General features: G+C 58.1%; 17 protein-coding genes. 8 read left to right on the top strand and 9 right to left on the bottom strand.

Translation table 11 applies throughout. The annotated features are described in order from the left end of the window. Positions 1–305: 305 nt before the first annotated feature. The 3 genes from NKJ04_RS26930 to NKJ04_RS26920 form a co-directional block, all read right to left on the bottom strand. Positions 306–923: a response regulator transcription factor gene (locus NKJ04_RS26930; protein ID WP_352678201.1), complete on the bottom strand. Its 618-nt coding sequence runs from the start codon at positions 921–923 to the stop codon at positions 306–308. Between the two features lie 90 nt (positions 924–1013). Beyond that, the gene (locus NKJ04_RS26925; protein WP_352678198.1) at positions 1014–1388 is read right to left on the bottom strand and encodes a response regulator transcription factor; all 375 of its coding nucleotides are present in this window, start codon (positions 1386–1388) and stop codon (positions 1014–1016) included. A gap of 7 nt (positions 1389–1395) precedes the next feature. After that, a complete protein-coding gene (locus NKJ04_RS26920; protein WP_352678195.1) occupies positions 1396–4428 on the bottom strand; it encodes a PAS domain-containing sensor histidine kinase in 3033 nt (1010 codons plus the stop codon). A gap of 239 nt (positions 4429–4667) precedes the next feature. Here NKJ04_RS26920 and NKJ04_RS26915 point away from each other — a divergent pair, with 239 nt between their 5' ends. The 4 genes from NKJ04_RS26915 to NKJ04_RS26900 all read left to right on the top strand — a co-directional run bounded on the left by NKJ04_RS26915 (position 4668) and on the right by NKJ04_RS26900 (position 8428). Next, entirely contained in the window at positions 4668–5969 is a 1302-nt protein-coding gene (locus NKJ04_RS26915; protein WP_164892853.1) for an epoxide hydrolase family protein, read from the top strand. Between the two features lie 100 nt (positions 5970–6069). Further along, a complete protein-coding gene (locus NKJ04_RS26910) occupies positions 6070–6876 on the top strand; it encodes an SDR family NAD(P)-dependent oxidoreductase (RefSeq protein ID WP_128302942.1) in 807 nt (268 codons plus the stop codon). Between the two features lie 51 nt (positions 6877–6927). Then, positions 6928–7578 (top strand): VOC family protein, encoded by a 651-nt coding sequence (locus NKJ04_RS26905; RefSeq protein WP_128302941.1) that lies wholly within the window; start codon positions 6928–6930, stop codon positions 7576–7578. A 517-nt stretch (positions 7579–8095) separates the two neighbouring features. Further along, a complete protein-coding gene (locus NKJ04_RS26900; protein WP_348629819.1) occupies positions 8096–8428 on the top strand; it encodes an SDR family oxidoreductase in 333 nt (110 codons plus the stop codon). Between the two features lie 374 nt (positions 8429–8802). Here the strand turns inward: NKJ04_RS26900 and NKJ04_RS26895 are convergent, their stop codons facing one another. Then, positions 8803–8949, bottom strand: a complete 147-nt coding sequence (locus tag NKJ04_RS26895) for a hypothetical protein (RefSeq protein ID WP_023812705.1) — start codon at positions 8947–8949, stop codon at positions 8803–8805. Between the two features lie 691 nt (positions 8950–9640). Between NKJ04_RS26895 and NKJ04_RS26890 the strand changes: the two genes are divergently transcribed. The 4 genes from NKJ04_RS26890 (at position 9641) to NKJ04_RS26875 (ending at position 14956) form a co-directional block, all read left to right on the top strand. Further along, positions 9641–9781 (top strand): hypothetical protein, encoded by a 141-nt coding sequence (locus NKJ04_RS26890; protein ID WP_164892851.1) that lies wholly within the window; start codon positions 9641–9643, stop codon positions 9779–9781. A gap of 112 nt (positions 9782–9893) precedes the next feature. Then, positions 9894–13499: a PAS domain-containing protein gene (locus NKJ04_RS26885; protein ID WP_352678189.1), complete on the top strand. Its 3606-nt coding sequence runs from the start codon at positions 9894–9896 to the stop codon at positions 13497–13499. After that, entirely contained in the window at positions 13499–13870 is a 372-nt protein-coding gene (locus NKJ04_RS26880; RefSeq protein WP_128302939.1) for a response regulator, read from the top strand. Before NKJ04_RS26885 ends, NKJ04_RS26880 begins: the two co-directional genes overlap by 1 nt. Positions 13871–14635: 765 nt before the next feature. Next, on the top strand, positions 14636–14956 hold the full coding sequence (locus NKJ04_RS26875) for an excalibur calcium-binding domain-containing protein (RefSeq protein ID WP_352678186.1): 321 nt from the start codon (positions 14636–14638) through the stop codon (positions 14954–14956). 156 nt (positions 14957–15112) lie between these two features. Here NKJ04_RS26875 and NKJ04_RS26870 read toward each other — a convergent pair whose 3' ends face one another. The 5 genes from NKJ04_RS26870 to NKJ04_RS26850 form a co-directional block, all read right to left on the bottom strand. Further along, positions 15113–15670: a hypothetical protein gene (locus tag NKJ04_RS26870; protein ID WP_128302938.1), complete on the bottom strand. Its 558-nt coding sequence runs from the start codon at positions 15668–15670 to the stop codon at positions 15113–15115. Between the two features lie 325 nt (positions 15671–15995). Next, positions 15996–16481 carry a hypothetical protein gene (locus NKJ04_RS26865; protein WP_128302937.1) on the bottom strand — a complete coding sequence of 162 codons (486 nt, stop codon included), beginning with the start codon at positions 16479–16481 and terminating at the stop codon, positions 15996–15998. 23 nt (positions 16482–16504) lie between these two features. After that, positions 16505–18898, bottom strand: a complete 2394-nt coding sequence (locus tag NKJ04_RS26860) for a primase-helicase family protein (RefSeq protein WP_352678183.1) — start codon at positions 18896–18898, stop codon at positions 16505–16507. A 6-nt stretch (positions 18899–18904) separates the two neighbouring features. Then, positions 18905–19270 (bottom strand): hypothetical protein, encoded by a 366-nt coding sequence (locus tag NKJ04_RS26855; RefSeq protein ID WP_155930531.1) that lies wholly within the window; start codon positions 19268–19270, stop codon positions 18905–18907. Between the two features lie 216 nt (positions 19271–19486). After that, positions 19487–19987, bottom strand: a complete 501-nt coding sequence (locus NKJ04_RS26850) for a hypothetical protein (RefSeq protein WP_023808487.1) — start codon at positions 19985–19987, stop codon at positions 19487–19489. Positions 19988–20149: the final 162 nt, after the last annotated feature.

Raw genomic sequence — 20149 nt, 5'->3', positions numbered from 1 at the left:
CGGCGTTCGGGTATCCGGCAAATGGCTCCCAAACGATTTCCTCTGGTCGGACGGCCAAGAAGTGCTCTTGGCCGGGCTGATGGGACCGACTCGACCCTGACGGGATATCAGATGCTATGGACATGGAAAACCTCACTCGATGTGGTCGGATGGGAATGCTGCAGTCGCATGGAACGGCCCCTCAGGGTCGCGGACTTCCAACCCATTACTGCTGCGATGCCGCGATCAAGGTAGCGAACAGGTGAACTCTTGACCTATTGTCCCAAGGTGTCATCGATACAATGGGATCGGCCCGGCATGCATGGTCAATGGTTGATACCAAGTGTAGCGGCCATAGTGACGAGATCCGGCAGCGACTTGGCGTGCATCTTACGCGTCATCTGCCCCCGATGCGCCTTGACTGTGATCTCGCTGATGCCGAGTTCAAAAGCGATCTGTTTGTTCATCAGACCGGACACAACAAACGACAGAACCTGCTGTTCACGCCGACTGAGTGAAGCGTATCGTTGCCTGAGCACCTCCAGATCAGATTGCGATGAGAGCGCGGCCCTACTGCGCTTGAGTGCGTGCTCAATGGCCGACAGCATAACATCCTCGCGGAACGGTTTTGTCAGAAATTCGGCGGCACCAGCCTTTATTGCCTTGACGCTGGTGGGTATGTCGCCGTAGCCGGTTACAAAGATTATGGGGGTCTCGGTACGCTCGGCAGCGATGAGTTGCTGCAGATCAAGTCCATTCAACTCAGGCAGATTGACGTCAAGGATAAGACAATTTGGCACTGCCATCCGAGGTTGAGCAAGAAACTCCATGGCAGATTCGAATATCCCCGGCTGCCAGCCGGCGGATCCAATGAGCAGCTCGAGGGATTCGCGGACTGAAATGTCGTCGTCGACCACGAACACGACAGGCGTCTCATTCGTCATGGGTGTTGATCCGATATGGTTCGGTGCGTAACCTAAATCCCTAAGCATTGCGCAGCTCCAGTCAACAAATCTCGTATTCGGTCGTGTTGTTCAAACGAATGGAATTGCCTTCGCCAGAGCCACTTGCAAGGCGGCGTCGCTGAATGGCTTGTAAAGGCAATCCACGGCCCCGTCGGCCATTAGTCGCCGCCTGACGAATTCATCCCGATGTGCGGTGATGAAAATGATCGGCACCTGTTGCCCCCTGTTGCGTAAGTTGCGCAACAACTCGGTTCCAGTCATGCCCGGCATCGCAATATCTAGTATCAAGCAACTGGTCCCGACCTCGTCGCCTGACGCTAGAAAGCGTTCGGCCGATGAGAACGCCTCTACACGATAGCCCAACTCCCTTAGGAGGTCAGGCAAGGACTCACGTACAGATTCGTCATCGTCGACGATCGACACGAGTGGACTTTTTTTGTTCATCAAAACCTCACCGTAATGCACTGCTTTTTGGCCGTTCGGAATCGAACGGTGTCGTAAGATCGCAGGCCATTGTCGGGACGGAGAGTGTGAAGGTCGCGCCCGGTCCTTCGTTTGCTTCAGCCCACAGCTTCCCGCCGTGACTCTCGATAATCGTTCGGCTGACGGACAATCCGATGCCCATACCATCGCGCTTAGTTGAGTAGAACGCATCGAATACGCGAGCAGGATCGACGGTGCGAAATCCGATACCCGAGTCGGATATAGAAAGGCGAACCGCATCCCCTTCGCCAAGTGTGGTCGTCAGGACGACGTGTCGTGGTGCGTTGTCGATATCTGCTACCGCATCAGCAGAATTGCGCAGCAGGTTCATAACCACTTGCTGTAGTTGGACTCGGTCGCCTGAAACGAGCGGAAGCCATTCGGCCAATTCGGTCCTTAGACTGGCCCGGGCTCGTTGCAAATCGCTCCAGCAAAGCGCGACGACCTCTCGCACGGCTTCGTTGAGGTCGACCTGCTCAACTTGGAAAACACGCTTGCCGAATAAGGCACGCAAACGCGTGATCACATCTGCCGCGCGGTTTCCGTCGCGGATGGTGCGACGCGCGGTTTCCCGGGCCCCCTCAATGTTAGGGGGATCAGCAGCCAGCATCCTTAGCGACGTGCTGGCGTTCGTGACGATGCCTGAAAGCGGCTGATTGACCTCATGCGCGATGGAGGCGGCCATTGCGCCGAGGCTTGTCACCCTGGTGACATGGGCAAGTTCCGACCGCAGCTCGTCGCGGGCCTGTTCGGCCAGCCGCTTCTGTGTAACGTCTTGTACTGCTCCGATACATTCCGATCGGCCGTTGTCGCTTCTTATCAAGCGACCTATCACCCTGAGATATTTGATCGCACCGTCAGGCATGCGCAGCCTGATTGCATACTCCGGATTGTCGCCGCCTGAGCGCACCTCCGCCATTTTTCCAGCAAGTAGCGGTAAATCTTCCGGGTGAACCCGGCCTTGAATGGCCTCGAATGTGATCAGAACGCCCTCGTCGAAACCGAAGATGCGCTTAAGTTCTTCGGAGAATGTCAATTCGTCTGACTCGACCAGCCATGAAAAGGTGCCTGAGAGGCTCATTCGCTGACCTTCGGCCAATAGCATCTGGCTGTGCTTTAACTTCTCTTCCGCATGTTTGCGATCGTCGATGTCGGTTAGGAGCCCGTACCAGCGAATGATATCTCCCTGAGAGTTGAGGAGAGGCAGCCCGCGTATCTGAAACCAGCGAAAGACGCCGTCAAAACGGCGAAAACGGGTCTCGAAATCGTAAGGTTCACCCGAAACGACGGATGCCATGAAACTGTCGATACAATGTTGCAGGTCGTCGGGATGGGTGATCCCGTTCGTTGCCCAGTTCATTACTTCTTCGAGGGGCAGGTTGAAGTAGTCCAGAAGCTGCCTGTTGCCGCCGTTCAGCGCGCCCTCTGGTGTAAAGAGGCAGATCATACCGTCGATGCTGTCCATGGCGAGGCGTGCTTCGATCTCGCTTGCGGCAAGGGCCTGCTCAGCACGCTTCCGATCCTCGATATCGGTGATAAAACCGTAGAATTTGACCACGCTTCCATTCTTGTCGCGAACAGAACTGGATCGAAACAGGAACCATCGATACGTTCCGTCATGGCGGCGTAGGCGGCCCTCTGCTTCCAGGGGAAGGCCTGTATCAATGCCTTCGCGCCAAAGCTTGGCCATTCCTTCGATCTCGTCCGGATGAACAGCGGCTACCCAGCGCCAGCCGAGAAGCTCCTCTATGGGCAGGCCGGTGAAATCGACATAATGTTGATTCATAAAGTCCACCCATCCGTCTGGCTGGGCTGACCATGCAAGGGCAGGAATTGAGTCCACTATGTTGCGAATATCGACTTCATTCGCTCGCGATGCGGCCTCCGCGCGTTTCTGTGCCTCAATGTCGGTGTTGACTCCGTACCACTTAACAATGTTTCCGGCCTTGTCGAACAATGGCTCCACGCGGAACAGAAACCATCTGTACGATCCGTCGAAGCGTTGAAGCCGCGCTTCACATTCACCGCGCCGCGCGGTCGCCATAGTTGCGCCCCAGACGGATTTCAAAGTCTCGACGTCAGCCGGATGGACGGAAGCTATCCATCCCCAATCTCGTATATTTTCAAGGCCGAGACCGACGTACTCCAGGTAATGCCGGTTAAAAAAGTCGGCCGTACCGTCGGCCCTCGCAGACCATACAAGGGCGGGTATCGTGTCGATGATCATTTGTAGATTGTTTTCGCTGTTTCTCAGCGATTCCTCGATCCGCTTCCTGTCATCGATGTCAATGAGCAGATGGAACCAGCGCAGGATGTCCCCGCTGGGATTTCGCAACGGCAGTCCTAGGACGTTGTACCACCGATAGACACCGTCGACGCGTAGGTGACGGCTCTCAACATCGTAGCTGGTCCCCTGAAGGTGAGCGTAGGCCTGCGCGGCGATCGTTCTCTCCAGGTCGTCTGGATGCACCACGTCGGACGCTTTCCAGCCCTTCAAATCTTCCAAAGTCTTCCCGAAATAATTGAGAGTTGGCTGGTTAAGCCATTCGACAGCGCCTGTCGGCGACGTCACGGCGACCGGGATCGGAATGCTATCCACAATGTGTTGGAAACTAGTCGTCTGCTCCAAGGGGCCTTCTACTAGAGGCTGCAGTGTCTCTAGCTCCGTTCCTACGCCGCACCATCTTTCGACTTGCCCCTGATCATCGAATAGCGGACTGCACCTGACGAGGAACCTGCGGTGGACTCCGTCGAAGCGACGCAGGCGAACCTCCAGTTCGGCCAGGTCTGCCGCCTCAGACATCGATCGCCATCGTTCAAGCAGCGCGGGCAGATCGTCAGGGTGAACGATCGACTTCCATTCACTGCCGTGAGCCTCATCGAGGCCGAGACCGGTGTATTCGGCCCATTGTCGGTTGACGAAATCGATACGGCCGTCTCGCAATGCAGTCCAGACCAGTCCGGGCAGTGCATACAGAACGCGGCCTAGGTCCATCTTCATTGGTCCATCTTCATTGGTCCATCTTCATTGCCGTCCCTTTGCGGAAATCGCGCGGCTCTGATCCTGCGCCAAGCGGGCTGTGACGTCCACTATGCCTTGGTGTTGGTTTTGTCACAGATTTGCGCGTCCAGCCGCGGGCAATACAAAGGTATCGCCAATACGTTCGTGCAATCGCGTTCCGGCTCACGTCGAGCGAAATGTTCACCCATCGACTTGACCGGGAAACAGAGGACACCGCAATGCGAGCAAACTCGACGATGCCCAACCGACGCGAAGTCATTGCCACCACAGTTGCCTTGGGAGCGTTATCCGTCGTTCCGAGTGCTTTGAAGGCGGCCGCGGCAGAAACTTCTATCCGCAAATTTTCCGCCCGTTTCACGCAACACCAGCTTGACGATCTGCGCAAAAGGGTCAGTGCGACTCGTTGGCCTGACAAGGAAACCGTCGCTGGCGACACGCAGGGCGTTCAATTGGCCACAATCCAGAAACTGGCCGCTTACTGGGCGTCAGACTACGACTGGAGCCCAATGCAGGCGCGGCTGGATGCGCTGCCACACTTCATAACGGGCATAGACGGGCTGGACATCCACTTCATCCATGTCCGATCCAAGCACAAAGACGCCCTGCCGCTGATTGTCACGCATGGCTGGCCGGGTTCAATCATCGAGCAGTTGAAGATCATCGGGCCACTGACGGACCCAACAGCTCATGGAGGCAGCGCTTCCGACGCCTTCCACGTGGTCATCCCATCGCTGCCGGGCTACGGCTTCTCTGGCAAGCCAACGGCGCCGGGCTGGACTCCGACCCGCATCGCGAAGGCCTGGGCGGAGCTTATGCAGCGTCTTGGCTACACCAAGTACGTGGCTCAGGGCGGTGATTGGGGCAATGCGGTCACCGAAACGATGGCCCTGCAGCAGCCTTCCGGACTGCTGGGTATCCACACCAACATGGCAGCCACGGTTCCAGCCGAAATTGCGAAGGCGCTTGCCGCTGGGACGCCGCCGCCGGCAACTCTGACTCCGGACGAAAGGCGTGCCTGGAATCAGCTCGACGATTTTTACAAGAACGGACTCGGCTACGCGATTGAGATGAACAATCGTCCGCAGACGCTCTACGGCATTTCTGACTCGCCGGTCGGCCTCGCGGCTTGGATGCTTGATCACGACATTCGCAGCTATGAACTGATAGCGCGTGTCTTCGACGGACAAACCGAGGGTCTGACACGTGATGACATCCTGGACAACGTCACACTTTATTGGCTGACCAACACCGCGATTTCCTCGGCGCGTCTCTACTGGGATAACGCACACTTCCCTGCAGGAGGATTTTTCGATCCTCGGGGCATCCAGATTCCGGTGGCAGTCAGCGCGTTTCCCGACGAGATTTACCAAGCTCCGCAGAGCTGGGCCGAGAAGGCTTATCCGAAGCTCATCCACTATAACCGGCTTCCTAAAGGCGGTCATTTCGCCGCCTGGGAACAGCCGGCGACCTTTAGCGCCGAGCTTCGGGCTTCGTTCAAAACGCTACGCGAATCTATCTAGTGCGAGCACAGGCGCCTCCCACGCCTCCTCGCAAGGGCGCGGCTGGGTTCCCCGGCCCGGCCGCGCCAATGTCAAGCTGCACCTTCAAGTGGAGAACACCATGAAAACGTCGGTAAAAGGAACTGCATTGGTAACGGGCGCGTCCTCGGGCATCGGGGCCATCTATGCCGACCGGCTCGCACGCCGCGGCTACGATCTCATTCTCGTGGCGCGCAACCAGGAAAAGCTTGACGGCGTGGCGCGCCACATATCGGGCGTAACAGGCCGCGCCGTCAAAACGGTTGCGGCCGACCTTAACGACAAGGCTGACCGCGGCAGGATTGAGGCGCTCCTTCGAGGTGGAAGCGGGATCTCGATGCTTGTCAACAATGCAGGTCTCGGAGCCGTCAGCTCCATACTCGAGACCGATGTCGACGCCATGGATGACATGATAGAATTGAATGTCACAGCGGTGACCCGCCTGACCTATGCGGCGGCGCCGGCTTTTGTGGCACGGGGAGGCGGGGCTATCATCAACATCAGTTCGGCTATGGGCCTCTGGCCGGAGCTGCTCAACGGTGTCTACGGCGCAACAAAGGCTTATGTCACGGCCTTCACCCTCTCACTACACAAGGAGCTTGCGGACAAGAATATCGCCGTCCAGGCGGTGCTCCCAGGCGCGGTGCAGACCAACTTCTGGGATGTGGCCGGTGGTGATCTTTCCAACTACCCGGACGAACGGGTGATGCAGGCAGAAGACCTGGTCGACGCCGCACTGGCCGGCTTTGACCAGGGAGAGCTTGTCACGATTCCGTCGCTCCCGGACCGTTCGGATTGGGATAGCTACGAGGCGGCGCGCCAAAAGCTGATCCCGAACCTGTCCCGAAAAGTGCCGGCGTCCCGTTATAGGCTTGCTGTCGACGCATAGCAGCGCAACTGGGATCCTTCTGCGCCTTCGAATCGACGAAAGGAGAATGCTATGACCCTTGCCGAAGTTGTTAGCGGCAATGCCGCACCGACCGTGACGAGCGATATGAAGCTCGAAGTTGTTGTGATCCCGGTGTCGGATGTAGATCGCGCCAAGGCCTTTTACGGCCGAATCGGGTGGCGGCTCGACGCCGATTTCCCGGTAGACGAGTCGTTCCGCGTTGTGCAATTCACGCCGCCGGGTTCCCCGGCGTCGGTGCACTTCGGGATAGGGCTCACATCTGCCAAACCCGACGCAGCAAGTACAACTTATCTCGTGGTATCTGACATCGAAATCGCACGCGCCGAGCTTTTGGCAAAGGGGGTTGAGGTCAGTGAGGTGTTCCACCGGGCCGGGCCAGGCCAACCGCCTATCCAGGGGCGCGATCCCGAAGGACGTAGCTACGTCTCGTTCGCGACATTCACCGATCCTGACCGCAACATATGGCTGATGCAAGAGATCACCAATCGCTTTCCCGGTAGGGTCGATGCCGATTCGACAAGCTTTGTCTCCTTGGCGGATCTCGCAGGCGCACTGCGCCGCGCGGCTGCTGCACATGGAAAACACGAAAAGCGCGACGGTGGCCGGCATGATGAGAACTGGCCGGATTGGTACGCCGAATACATCGTTGCCGAATATACGGGCAAAAAGCTGCCTCTTTAGCCTTACAAGCGGATGACAAGCTGCCGCGTGCTTCTGGAACCGAGGCTATTGATCTGGGACACAGTTGACGGTGAACCCGTCGCGTAAGGAGTATTAATGGCTACCGCGCCCCTTTTCGGCAGGTGCAAACCCCACCTGCTTGGCCAGAATGTTGTTGTCATTGGAGGCAGCGCCGGGATCGGGCTAGAGACAGCCCGGCGTGCCCGCTCGGAGGGCGCCAGCCTCATCTTGGCAAGCCCGCGACAAGAATCGTCTCGAACTGGCAGCGCAAGAGACCGGCGCGAAACACATTGCCACTTTCGACGCCAACGATGCCGACGCGCTGGAGGCGTTTTTCTGGAATCTTCCAATGTTAGTGGATCACGTCATGGTCACAGCCGGCGCGCCCCACTATCGCCCACCGCTTGAAGTGTCGCCTGAGGAGGGCGCAAAGATGTCACGGAGCATCTGCTGCTCGCGATTAATGTGGCCCGATAAGCCGTGGGCAAGTTAATGCCAGGTGGATCGCTAACATTCATTGGCGGCACTGGCGCACGTCGTCCCCGTCAGGGCCTTGCAATCGCTTCGACGGTCACGGTTGCGTTGCCTGCGCTCATCGCCAATCTGGGCCCTCGAACTGGCCCCCGCCCGCGTGAACCTGATCGCGGCCGGCTTCGTCAATACGCAACTCTCGGCGTCGTTGTTGGGCGACAATCTTGAAAAGCGGCGTGAAGAGCTGAGGCGAATTTTGCCTATCCGGCGTGTCGTCGAGCCGGCCGACGTCGCAGCGCTCGCCGTTCATATCATGAGTAACAAGGCGATGACGGGCGCGACATACGACATCGACGGCGGTCAGCAACTTGTCTCGTAGCAATGCCGAGCCTTCTGCTGATTTCTTATGTCTGATGTGTCTTGGCTAGTGCGCTTCGAAATGGAACCCGCCGTTTGCGGACGCCAGGACCACAAGCGGCAACAGCACCTTGAGACGATGTTGGCTGGCCGGGTCGATCGGGGAAGATGGCGTTGAACGTATCGATAACACCGCAGCGTCGGCGCGATAGCCGTCAAGCAAGCCGCATGCATAGATGCAAATGCCCATCCATAAAGCAAAGGCCACGAGTAGCGGATCACGGCAACCTCCGCGATCATCCGATGCAGATCGGCGAAGGCCAAGGAGCTGACAGGAAGTCGAACGACAGCACAGGCCAATGTTTGTCGGCTGCGCTCACGGCCGGGGCCATTTCTTCATCCGAGGATCATGCCTGCGGCGGAAACCAAGATCCACAATCCGAACAGCGGAACCAGGATCCACCGCGCTTGGTTGACGCTGATTTCGTTCTTCGTTTTGACGATTGCTGCGACGCGTGAATTGCTCAGCCGTTGGTCGCGCATGGCACATCTCCTGTGTTGAATGCGCTAGTGATCGAATGGCGACCGCCGCAAATCCATTGCACGATAGTGTCGGCAATACTTTTGTGTTGGTCTACGAAGCAGCGTCTTCCCGCCTGATATTGAGGCACGACAAATTGTGATTGGAAGGGTATCGCTTCGGAGAGAATACCTCAGATACAGTTGATGATCACCCCGGCTTAGGTAGCTTGCAGGGCTTGAGAATCCTAGTCTTGAGCCTCAATGCAGGTCTGTTTTCAAAGCGATGGTCGGGATGTAAAATGCATACGTTGCGCGCCGATCCAAGCGGCGCCCATTCAAGAGACTTGGGTCCAGCGGCAGTCTGGAAACCCCGAGATCCGCGCGTCCGGCCAGGATGTGCTCGCCTCATAGCTTCCCGAAATCGAGCGGACATTCGAAGCGGTCTTCAAGTGGATGATCGCTACGACCTTGGGCAAGGTCACGAAACCGAAAACAGAAGGCGCGGCAATCGCGATCCTCTGCTTTTCCTCGTTCTTCATCGCGAAGAGCGACGCGTCCAGCCGATCCAGCGACGTCAGGGCCAGTTCTGCGTTTCGCAGGAGTTCCCAGGCCTCCTGCCCGCGGCGGACCTATGCTGGCATCGGCGCGCCACAGCCGATGCGCTTCGGCGCCTACACCTTGGCGGACCTTCGCGCCGGCCTCGAAAGCGCAGATGGCAGGCGCCGGGCGTCGATCTGGCCGCAATGTCACCGAAGCCTACTACTGGAGCAACGTCTTCCTGAACGCAAACGTCGTGTCGCGCTTCGTCGGCCAACCGGCCACCTACGGCGTGGCGGTCTCCGGGCGGCTCTGACAGGCCCTCAACGAGAGCGGCTACAGGAACCGCGACGACCGACACCATAGTCCTATGGACGCGTGCGGGTCGGGCTCTGCATTCTCGTCAACCGGGGACAGCACGAAAGTCAATGATGGAGACGGATCAGACTCGCCTGCTGGACGCACTGCCAGGGATGGTATGGACTGCCACGCCAGACGGATCCTGTGACTTCGTCAACCGACTTTGGCGCGAGTACACGGGAACTACGCTCGAGCTGGCGAACGCTTCCGGCTGGATCTCGCTCTTCCATCCGGATGACTTGGCGGTCGTTGAGGCGGCGTGGAAAGAAACCCTTAGCGTCACGGCGCCTGAGGAAATCAACGTGACGGCTCGGCTCCGCCGACACGATGGTGTCTATAGGCGTTTCAACCTGCAGACCCGTCCACTCAGAGACATGGCGGGAAACCTGATCGGTTGGTGCGGCGTGAACACCGATATCGAGGACCGCACGCGGGCCGAGGCTCAGTTGGCGGCGGAAAAGCGTCTGCTTGAGCTCGTCGCACGTGGTCTGCCGCTTCCTAGCGTGCTTAACGAGCTTTGTCTTCTCGTTGAGGATCTCTCGTCTGGCTCGGTGTGCAGTATCCTCTACGTCGACCACGACGGGCAGCGATTCCGGGTTGCGGCGGGCCCAAACCTTCCGGCAGACTACAACGCGGCGCTCGAAGGCTTGAAGATCGACCCGGAGTACGGCCCCTGCTCACTGGCCGTCGTATCCCGCGCGACCATTATCGCCGCCGACCCGCCGCGAGATCCTCGTTGGGCAGCGTCGCCCTGGCCGCAACTCGTCACGGGTTTCGGCTTGGCGTCGTGCTGGTCTGCCCCGATCTTTGACAGTCATAGAAACGTGCTCGGGATTTTCGCGATCTACAAGCATGTGCCGCAAGGCCCCACGGGCCAGGACGAGGAACTGGTCGACCGCTTCGCGCGCATTGCCGGCATCGCTATCGAGCGCGCCAGATCCGACCTCGCCCTGAAGGCCGGGGAGGCCAACCTCCGGCGGGCCAACCACTTCCTAGTGGGAGGGCAGCGGCTCAGCAAGACCGGCAGTTTTTCGCTGGACACGGCTTCCGACGAGCAGGTGTGGTCGGAGGAGAATTATCGCATCTGGGAGTTCGATCCGGCCGTGCCCCCGACCATAGAGATGGTCATCGCCGCCATCCATCCGGAGGATCGCGAGCAGATGCTGGAGACCTTCGCCGCGGCTACGCAAGCCAAGGAAGGGTTCGAGGTCTTCTATCGCATCGTCACGCCTGTTGGGGGCGTGAAGCACCTGCATACTGTGATGGAGATCATTTCCGAAATCTCTGACCGGGCGGTTTATCTCGGCAGCTCGCAGGACATCACCGAGAGCAAGCTGGCCGAAGCGGCTCTGAAGACGGGCGAAGCGGATCTCATGCGAGTCAACCTGTACTTAACCGCGGCCCAACGGCTCAGCAAGACGGGCAGCTTCACCTGGGGGGTTGAAACAGGCCACCTCGACTGGTCAGCCGAGTCTTACCGAATCTGGGGCATCGACCCCTCGCTACCACCTGCAATGTCGATGGTCTTGAACGGAATCCACCCCGATGATCGGGAGTGGGTCACGACGGGCATGAGCGAGGCGACGCAGGCAGGCGCCAACTTCGAGATGGTGCACCGCATCGTAACCCCCGCGGGCGTCACCAAGCATATTCGCTCGGTCGTCACACGCATGTCGGAAACCACGGATGGGCCGGCCTATTTCGGCGCACTTCAGGACATCACCGAAGCCAAAGTCGCCGAAGAGGCGTTGAAGGCGAGTGAGGCTGGTCTGCGGCGTGCCAACCGCTACCTCAAGGCCGCGCAGACCCTCAGTCGCGTTGGCAGTTACACCTGGGATGTAGATTCCAACAAGCTTGACTGGTCGGACGAGAACTATCGGATTTGGGAGGTCGACCCGGCCGTCACGCCCACGTTAGACGTCATCGTGAACGCAATCCATCCCGACGATGTAGATGTGGTCTTGAAGACCATCGATGGTGCCCGCCGGTCTGGCGAGAACTTCGATGTCATCTACCGCATTGTCACGTCGGCAGGCGTAAAGCATATACACACCGTTAGCACCCGGATTCCCGAGATCACCGATCGTATTGTTTATATCGGCAGCAACCAAGACGTAACCAAAGACCGGCTCGCTGAGGCCGCTCTTAAGGCGAGTGAAGCGAGGCTAGCGCGCGCCAACCGCTACCTAAAGATCGCTCAGTCGCTCAGCCGGATCGGCAGCTTCACGTGGGACCCAGAGTCCGATGATATCGACTGGTCAGACGAAAACTATCGGATCTGGGGCGTTGACCCGGAACAGCCTCCGACAATGGACACGATCTTCAGCGGCATCCATCCCGAGGACCTGCCCCGGGTGGCTCAGGTTACCGCCGACGGTCAGCGCTTCGGGACCGACTTCGACGTCTTCTATCGGATCGTCACGCCAGCCGGTGAGACCAAGCATGTCCACACCGTCATCGCGCGCATTCCGGAAGTCGCTGAGCGTCTCCTCTACCTGGGCAGCACGCAAGACGTCACGGTCAGCAAACGGGCGGAAGACGAACTGGCACGGGCCAACACTTACCTTACCGCGGCCCAACGCTTGAGCCAGACCGGGAGCTTTACTTGGGACGTCCATGCTGATGAGCACAATTGGTCTGAGGTCATTTACAAAGTGTTTGGGTTCGAGCCCGGTTGCAAGGTGACTATGGACATGATGATGACGGCGATTCATCCGGACGACGTGGGTCAGGTCGAGGCCCTGATCGGCGGCGCGCGAATAGGCGAAAACTTCGAGCTCGAATTCCGTGTTATTAACACCGATGGGGGTATCCGCCACACTCAAGTGGTCGGCCATCGGATCGACCAGATTCCCGATCGCCCGGTGTTCATGGGCGCGCTGCAGGATATCACGGCCAGGAAGCTTGCCGAAGACGACCTCAATCGGGCACGTGAGGACTTGGCTCATGTCGCGCGCGTGACGGCGCTTAGCACGCTCACCGCATCCATAGCCCACGAGGTCAGCCAACCACTGGCTGGTATCATCACCAATTCAAGCACCTGCCTGCGCCTGCTCGCGGCCGAGCCGCCTGACGTGGCGGGAGCCTTAGCGAACACCCAGCGCACTCTCCGTGACGGCAATCGCGCATCGGAAGTGATCAAGCGCCTGCGCTCGCTCTACGCTCGTCGCGCCCCGACCCTTGAACCCATCGACCTGCAGGAGATTGCCCGCGAAGTCCTTGCCCTTCTCGCAAGCGAACTACAGCGTCGCCGTGTGATCGTGCGAACGACCTTTGCAGGAGACCTGCCCCCCGCTGCCGCGGACCGAGTCCAGATCCAACAGGTTATTCTGAACCTCGTCCTGAATGCCGCTGAGGCCATGAGCGAGGTCACGGACCGTGTCCGAATGCTTCGGATCGCGACCCGGTGCGAACCCGATGGCGATATTTCGCTTGAAGTGCGCGATTCCGGGCACGGTATCAACCCACAGGGGACCGAAAAGCTTTTCGAGGCGTTTCAGACGACCAAACCCGATGGCATGGGCATAGGGCTGTCCATCAGTCGCTCGATCATCCAGGCCCACGGTGGCAGCCTCACGGCGGTACCCAACGGGAACGAGCCTGGAGCGACGTTCACATTCTCCCTGCCGTGCAAGGCCGTAGAGGTTGCAGGTCTCAATTCAAGGCAAGCGTAATGATGCACCGTGATCTGGTCTGCGTGGTGGACGACGACGAATCCGTTCGTGAGTCCCTTCCTGACCTCCTGAATTCCTACGGGTTCGTCACGCGCCCCTTCGAGTCGGCGGAAGCTTTTCTCGCTTCCGAAGTACTGACGTCGCCTGGGTGTCTGGTTATTGACGTCTCGATGCCGGGGATGACAGGCCCCGAACTGCAGATTCAGCTTCTGAATCGGCAAATCGACGTAGGCATTGTATTCATAACGGCTCACGCCGATGCGATGTTGGAAGCGCAAGTGCTCGAGCGCGGCGCGGTGGCTTTTCTGCTCAAACCTTTTACGGAGGAGGCGATCGTCAAGGCCGTGGAAGCTGCGCTAGGAAGGGGATGAGGGTTCCGCATGCAAAAGCCGTTCAACGCGACGATGGCCCCTCACCCGCCCTCCGCCATAGGAGTACCCCGGCCTGACAACGCTCGAAACGGTCTGTGTCGTCGACGATGACATCTCTGTTCGCGAGTCCCTCGAAGGCCACATCCGGGTCTCGGGCTGGACCGCGCGGGTGTTCCCCTCTGCGGCGAAAGCCGTTCATGGCGGGTTGTTTATCGATGCCCGCTTATCGGCACGGATAGGAACGCCCTATCGGCCGATTTTGGGCGCAAAGCGGCCATATCGTTGGGCCTGCATAAGGAATAGAGGTCTGATGCTGGCGCCGTCAGTGATACCGATCCCTAAGCAGGCTACCATTCCCAATGTCCTTCGCTCGAATGCCCTTCGTAGAGGGTGGAATTCTTTTGGGGCAGGCTGTGGATTGCACTCACCAAGCAGAAAGAATGAGGAACCCTTTGTCCGGCGAAAACAGCAGCAGCCAAGTTCATCCCATCGAGCTCACAGCAGAGGTCGTCTCCTAGACTATCCGTGCTGCTATTGGTCGGCCGAAGCGCTCGACGCGTTTCGGGCGGCATCGACACAGTACAGCGCACGTTCGTGACGTGGGATCGCTGTTACTGCTTCGTTGGCGATTGCCGGCGCGCAGACGGCACCAGCGTGGCGGACTGGATGGTCGAGCACGGCCAAGCGCTGCATTAGGCCTCGCTACCGCCACGGCGCCTATGCAGGTAGCGGGCAAAAGGCTGAAGCGACCAAGGCGGATTTTGAGTGGGGAAACTCCAAGAGCCGTGCGACTGGCGGGCGGCGTACGCGGACGGCGCGGCGCCGTCGCGCCAGCCTCTAGGCATCATCAGTTGCAAGTTGGTTGCGCAAAGCGGTCTGTCGTGCGCGCGAAGGCGAACGTGTGGCCAGACTAGCTCATGCGACGAGGCCCAGTGGTATCTCCACAACTGCTCGCGGGGCGGCAAGCTGGACCGTGACGCCGACGGCATGGCCTGCGAGCCTTTGCTGAGACCGCGCTGGGCTTGTCCCAATGCTCATGGTCGAACGTCACCACACCAACAACCAGGGTTGTCCCTCAACCTGTAGCGGAAAAGTGGAGCCAATCTCGCGACTGATTGGATGTCGGCCCCATGCTACCCCCGGGTATCGGCGCGGATGAAATATAGGAGGAGGGGCGCAACGCAGCTGCGCCTTCCCCAAAAACCAGCTAAGTGACAGGTCACCAGCTGGAACTGCCCCATACTACCTTACGTGCTTCGGTTGATCCATTTTGTTCAAATACCGGATGTCACGGCCACGTTGCTGAACCGGTTGCCTTGAGATCATTCTCTGAACGTCCTCTGTGAGTTCCTGAAGATCCCTTTCGAACCTTCCATCATCATCTTCATCCCCCATTTCGTTGTGGAGTTTGAATTCACTCCAGACCTTTTCTCTGTTTAGCGTGTGGAAGGGCACTTGGCACTGATATGCTACCTGAAGCGCGTTTGGTTCGCTGACCCACACCTCATCGAAACCGCCGCACATTGCGGCTCCAGCACCACGGCATTGTTCTAACGCAACAACGCTCACCCAGGTATATTTTTCATTGAGATAGCTGACTATAGATTTTGCCGATTCAGCATTTCCGCTTTCTGTTTGCAGGAAGAGAAAGAGGAATCCTCTTTCGCCGATTTTTTCAGTTTCCTGCACTACATATCTGATGGCAGTCCCATCAATGTCAGAGTTTACATAGAGGAAATTACAATCCCACCTGTGTTCAAAAAAATTAGCTGCGAGCGATACGTATTCACGAAATTCCATCGACATCCTTTCGAGTTCGCCGCCAACACGCTTGCCGCGCCGGCTCGAGCTGTGAAATAGTCACCGCTGTCTCGCCTTTCGATGGGCAGATTAGACTTGCCCTATAGTATCGGGCAGAAAGGCCGAGCCCAGTCAGCTTGATACGCCGAATGTTGCCGCGAAAGACCTGTAGGCAGGAATCATCGCCTCGCCGGAGGGCCTAGTTCGCTGAACTGGGGTTGATACGACGAAGCCAGTCGGCGGTTGCACTGGTCCACTAGCTTTCTGCGAGATGCGCTGCCGAACGTGAGTGTTCCTCGCGTTCCGTACTATTATTTCACGTGGCCTAGGCTGCCTCGACCTCTCTGAAATTCCGCCAGAGCCGATTGACTGCCGGAAATAGGTTGCTCACGCCCTCCAGCTGGGCGATACGATCGCGTACGGCATCCTCGCTGATCACATCGAGCGGCATGCCCATGTGCTGGAGCCACAAAGCCGAGAACTGCCAGTCGCAACATTTCCCACCAGAGAGCCACTCGGCGATCTTGTCAGGGCGATAGTATATTCGATTGCCCTGCCCCCGACGCATCGGCTCGGTTGCGGGCCCCAAATCGCGCATTCTCCAATTCGCTAAGCTCTGGAGGCTGGCGCCAAGAAACCTTGCCGCGAGGCGAGATGGTATCGGGCGCCATGGAGGAAGGTTTGTCGTCATGGCAACCGAGAAGAAGTGCTTTACGTCGAGGTGTTTGGCGATCCCCTTCGGTGTCCAGCTGTCCAACTGTCCAACCTCTTTTTCTTCAAAGTGATAGCTAGAAGAGATACAAGTCTGCATGGTCCGTTGCTCCGCGCACCTGGTCAGTTGGCCACTTGGACAGCCGCCGCGACAATCGGCATCAATCCCGATGTCATGACATCCACGTCTCTAGCCACCAGAGCAGTTCTGACCTCGTCGCTCGAAGCGTTTAGCCACCTTTCCACCTCCTGCCACGCCCAGACGTAGCCACGCGGCGATCTTCCAAGGCGCGGGACTGATGTCTTAGTGCTCCGCTTGCAGTCACCGAGCTTTTTCAGGATCGGAGTGATCTGCTGCACGGTTACCGTTCGCCTCATGCGCTCTTCAACGGCGCTGGCCACATCTTCTGCCAGGTACACCTGACGATTGAACGGCGCCGAACCCGTTTCCCGAAGCTCAGTGATAACCTGTTCCAGAAGGGATGCGCTGGCCCGGATCAACTCTTCTTTGGCACCGGTAAGCGGCGGCTCTGCATTCGCGTCGAAGTCTGATAGATCGAGGTGGAGGAGATAGTGCTTGAAGGCCGCAACACTCTCGTCTGACATGCCTCCCTGCCAAAGTTCACTGTAGTATGCGTCCTCCCGTTTAGCGGCTTCCACCTTGCACACGAAGAGCCGCCGGTCGTCATGCTCGATGGCCATGGGCTTGTCGCTGTTGGTCATGATGATGATGCCGCGCGGCGTTCTCACGTTGAACGCATCAACCCCCTTGCGCTCGACGGACTGGATCTCCTCCGTGGTCCATCTCTTCAGGCGATTGTAAGCGGTCTTCAGCTCGTCGATCTGCAGTTCGTCGAGGGCTAGCAGACGAGTGTTTCCCAGCTCCGCCTGCCAACGCTCGCCTAGGATGCCACCGTACACCTCGCGAACATCGTTCTCATGAAACATGCGCTTTACGGCGCGCACCAAGAGGTTTTTGCCGACGCCTTGTTTAGATTGCAGCACGATAGCTGACTTGATCTTAGCAGCCGGCCGCTGGACGAGATGAGCAAGGTATTGGAGAACCCATTTCCTCTCGCCCTCGCCAGGCAAAAGATAGCGAAGATGGTCATGCCAGATCGAGGCGTCACCTTCCACCGCGGCGACGCCTCCGTCCTGCCAGGTGTTGAATGTCCGGATGCCATTTTCCTCGACGATGAGCTTGTCATTCCCAACCAGGAAGTCGTGTTCATCGGCCAAGCATGAGAGTGCCGAATTGCGGAAAGTGGTGCTGGCCAGCCGCTTCTTCTGCATATTCCGCGTGAAGGAGCGATCGAAATCGTCCTTCGTCTTGTCCCGTCCCGTCGAGATGTCAAAGAACAAACCAGTTTTGGCGTCGAGCACATATCGCCCCTGCAGTGGCACAAGCCCCGGTTCCGACTTTGCCAGCTGCACCGGGGTGCGAATCACCATTCCTTCACGGAACAGGCAGCCGTTGCACTCGGAGTTTGTTTCGGCAATCGTCTCGCATAGCTTCGGGCGGTATTTACTGGCGTGATCCAGTTTGGCCTCCGCTTCGCGATATGAGTAGCGGGGATCACGGCTGGACAGATTGTGAAAATACCGCCTCCCTTCCGGAATGTGCGCCAGAAGGTCCGCAGCATCCTTCCACTGCGGTTCTGTTAGGCGTTCGCTGCCCTCGTCACACCCTTTGAGAAAACTACATCCGGAGATCATCGCCAGAGCTCCAGCAGCATTCTTGCAGGCATCTTCGTCGCCCGACATCATTTCCTGACGAAGCGTGTCGGCTAGTTGGTGCTCGCCGGAACGCGGCGAATTGTTGGAACTCGAAGCAACCCGATCCGCGACAACGTCTTCCAGTTGCTCAAGGGTCCAGAGCCGATCACTTGACGTGCCCAAGATGCGGACAGGCTTGGCCGGCTTAGTCTTAGGATTGAAAGTGCCGGGGACCCTCAGGACACGCGCGAGATCTGCGATAGGGTCCAACTTGAGGCCATGCCGTTCCCAAGTTATTCGGGCCTGCTCATACCACGCTGACCAGAGCCGCTGAATGCGGCTCCGATCGTCCTTGCTTTCCAAAAGCAGCGGCTGCTGAAACTGCCAGATCGGGTAGAGCCCTCCCCCAGAATGGATGACCAGAGTCGGCTCGGGCAGATCGGCTTCATTTAGCAGACCGAGCGCCTGTTCCTCGGTTTTGGGGAGGTTCGTGGCAGCGTGGACCCCCGTAGCCAGGTCGATGTCGAGCGCCAAGAAGGCGAGGGCACAGGCCGTGTCCCCTCGGCGCGTCTGTTCCTCAAAGGCTTGCCCGTCGTGGAGGGCCACCGCGAGATACCGATGAACGTTATCGGGCTGCGCTGCCAGGAAGTCGAAGACGATTTCCCGATCGGCGTATGGGAAGACCGCATGCCGTCTACGTTCCCCCGACAGATCGCGTTCGAAGACAACCAGGTTTCCCCCGCTGTCCTGCCCGAACATCCGCTCGACGTAGTTCTTAATTTGTTTCCTGTCGGACTGCATGCGGACCTACCATGCCTTCCGAGAAAACAAGGTAGTCAGAAACCTGCGCGGATCTGCGTTGTCATAGTGTTCGAACTCACGAATGCGCCGAGTGCGATCGTCTTTCAGAATGATATCGGCCGCTTGCCTTATATCGTCGTCACCTGCTTCCCGAGCTGCCCAGGATTTCCAGCTTGGAACGAACGCCTTCGAAAACCAGTAATGTCCAGACGCAAAGGCGGGATGGGGCTTCGGGCCCAACCCTGCCTGTACCAGTTCGATGAGCGCTTGCTTGGTGATGTGAAGTTTTAGAGCTACCTTGTGGTCGACCATAAGATGTCTTTCGTACTTAGCCAAATATGGGAAGAGGTCTATGGGATTTTGTTCTTTCATGTATTCCGCCTTTCGGTTCACCTGGCCGCTGCCAGTGGCGAACAGATGTTGACTACCGATGAGGGGAACAACCGAAGTGTGCTGCGTGGTGCTGCAGTCAGATCTCACCACGAGGCGCGTGATGTGCGCAGGCCCGCGAACCACACAAGTGCAGCCTTTTGGACGCCGAGCATTTGAAACTCGGCATCCATGACGCGCTACTAATGCTTGCTGGGATCAGTGGCTCACATTTGGAGCTGCGACCATCACATCCAAATCATACCGTCCGGCCCAGCTATATCCCCAGGCGATTGAAGTGGGCTTTGGAAGATCCTCCAAACTGACCTCAGGGACACTTGCGTCCTCACAGGAAAGCAAGATGGTCTCGTGATCGGGAAGATCATCGACCAAGTGTGTGAGCCATGGGCGAATGTGAAGGCTTTTGTCCCAGAGACTGAAAACTGCGAATGGACAGTTTTTGTAGACAAGCATGTGGCTGGCCTTCACCACCCTATGATAGAAAAAATCTTCGCCCGTCGAGAGGTAGACGCCTGCAGAGGGGATAGCGTCGTCCTCCTCCTCACGTCGACGCAAGATAGGCTCCTCAGGAAAGTGTGGTTCACCGTTTGTCGTGACCGGAGGTGGGAGCGCCCCATGCTCAGCCATTCGCAAAACGTTTTCTTTGAGCACACCAAGCAAGTCGGCAACTTCTGAGACTGTCAAATATTTGTCGGACATTGGTTTCCTTTCAATGGATGGTCCGACCCATTTGGTCCCGCCAAGCTCGTTCCGCTAGGCGCGTAATCCGCGATACTCTAGGGGAAGAGAACTCCGTCGAGATCGTCTCCGAGTGACCAATCCCGCCTGCGCCAAAACTTGAGCCAGGTCCAAGGGCCCAAA

Source organism: Mesorhizobium sp. M0618 (assembly GCF_040320765.1).
GTDB lineage: Bacteria > Pseudomonadota > Alphaproteobacteria > Rhizobiales > Rhizobiaceae > Mesorhizobium.
This window is presented reverse-complemented; position numbering and strand designations above follow the sequence as displayed.

Bases quoted from the DNA above. Each gene is read 5' to 3' on its own strand.
- NKJ04_RS26930 (WP_352678201.1), bottom strand. From the start codon at position 923: ATGACGAATGAGACGCCTGTCGTGTTCGTGGTCGACGACGACATTTCA.
- NKJ04_RS26925 (WP_352678198.1), bottom strand. From the start codon at position 1,388: ATGAACAAAAAAAGTCCACTCGTGTCGATCGTCGACGATGACGAATCT.
- NKJ04_RS26920 (WP_352678195.1), bottom strand. From the start codon at position 4,428: ATGAAGATGGACCTAGGCCGCGTTCTGTATGCACTGCCCGGACTGGTC.
- NKJ04_RS26915 (WP_164892853.1), top strand. From the start codon at position 4,668: ATGCGAGCAAACTCGACGATGCCCAACCGACGCGAAGTCATTGCCACC.
- NKJ04_RS26910 (WP_128302942.1), top strand. From the start codon at position 6,070: ATGAAAACGTCGGTAAAAGGAACTGCATTGGTAACGGGCGCGTCCTCG.
- NKJ04_RS26905 (WP_128302941.1), top strand. From the start codon at position 6,928: ATGACCCTTGCCGAAGTTGTTAGCGGCAATGCCGCACCGACCGTGACG.
- NKJ04_RS26895 (WP_023812705.1), bottom strand. From the start codon at position 8,949: ATGCGCGACCAACGGCTGAGCAATTCACGCGTCGCAGCAATCGTCAAA.
- NKJ04_RS26890 (WP_164892851.1), top strand. From the start codon at position 9,641: ATGGCAGGCGCCGGGCGTCGATCTGGCCGCAATGTCACCGAAGCCTAC.
- NKJ04_RS26885 (WP_352678189.1), top strand. From the start codon at position 9,894: ATGATGGAGACGGATCAGACTCGCCTGCTGGACGCACTGCCAGGGATG.
- NKJ04_RS26880 (WP_128302939.1), top strand. From the start codon at position 13,499: ATGATGCACCGTGATCTGGTCTGCGTGGTGGACGACGACGAATCCGTT.
- NKJ04_RS26870 (WP_128302938.1), bottom strand. From the start codon at position 15,670: ATGGAATTTCGTGAATACGTATCGCTCGCAGCTAATTTTTTTGAACAC.
- NKJ04_RS26865 (WP_128302937.1), bottom strand. From the start codon at position 16,481: ATGCAGACTTGTATCTCTTCTAGCTATCACTTTGAAGAAAAAGAGGTT.
- NKJ04_RS26860 (WP_352678183.1), bottom strand. From the start codon at position 18,898: ATGCAGTCCGACAGGAAACAAATTAAGAACTACGTCGAGCGGATGTTC.
- NKJ04_RS26855 (WP_155930531.1), bottom strand. From the start codon at position 19,270: ATGAAAGAACAAAATCCCATAGACCTCTTCCCATATTTGGCTAAGTAC.
- NKJ04_RS26850 (WP_023808487.1), bottom strand. From the start codon at position 19,987: ATGTCCGACAAATATTTGACAGTCTCAGAAGTTGCCGACTTGCTTGGT.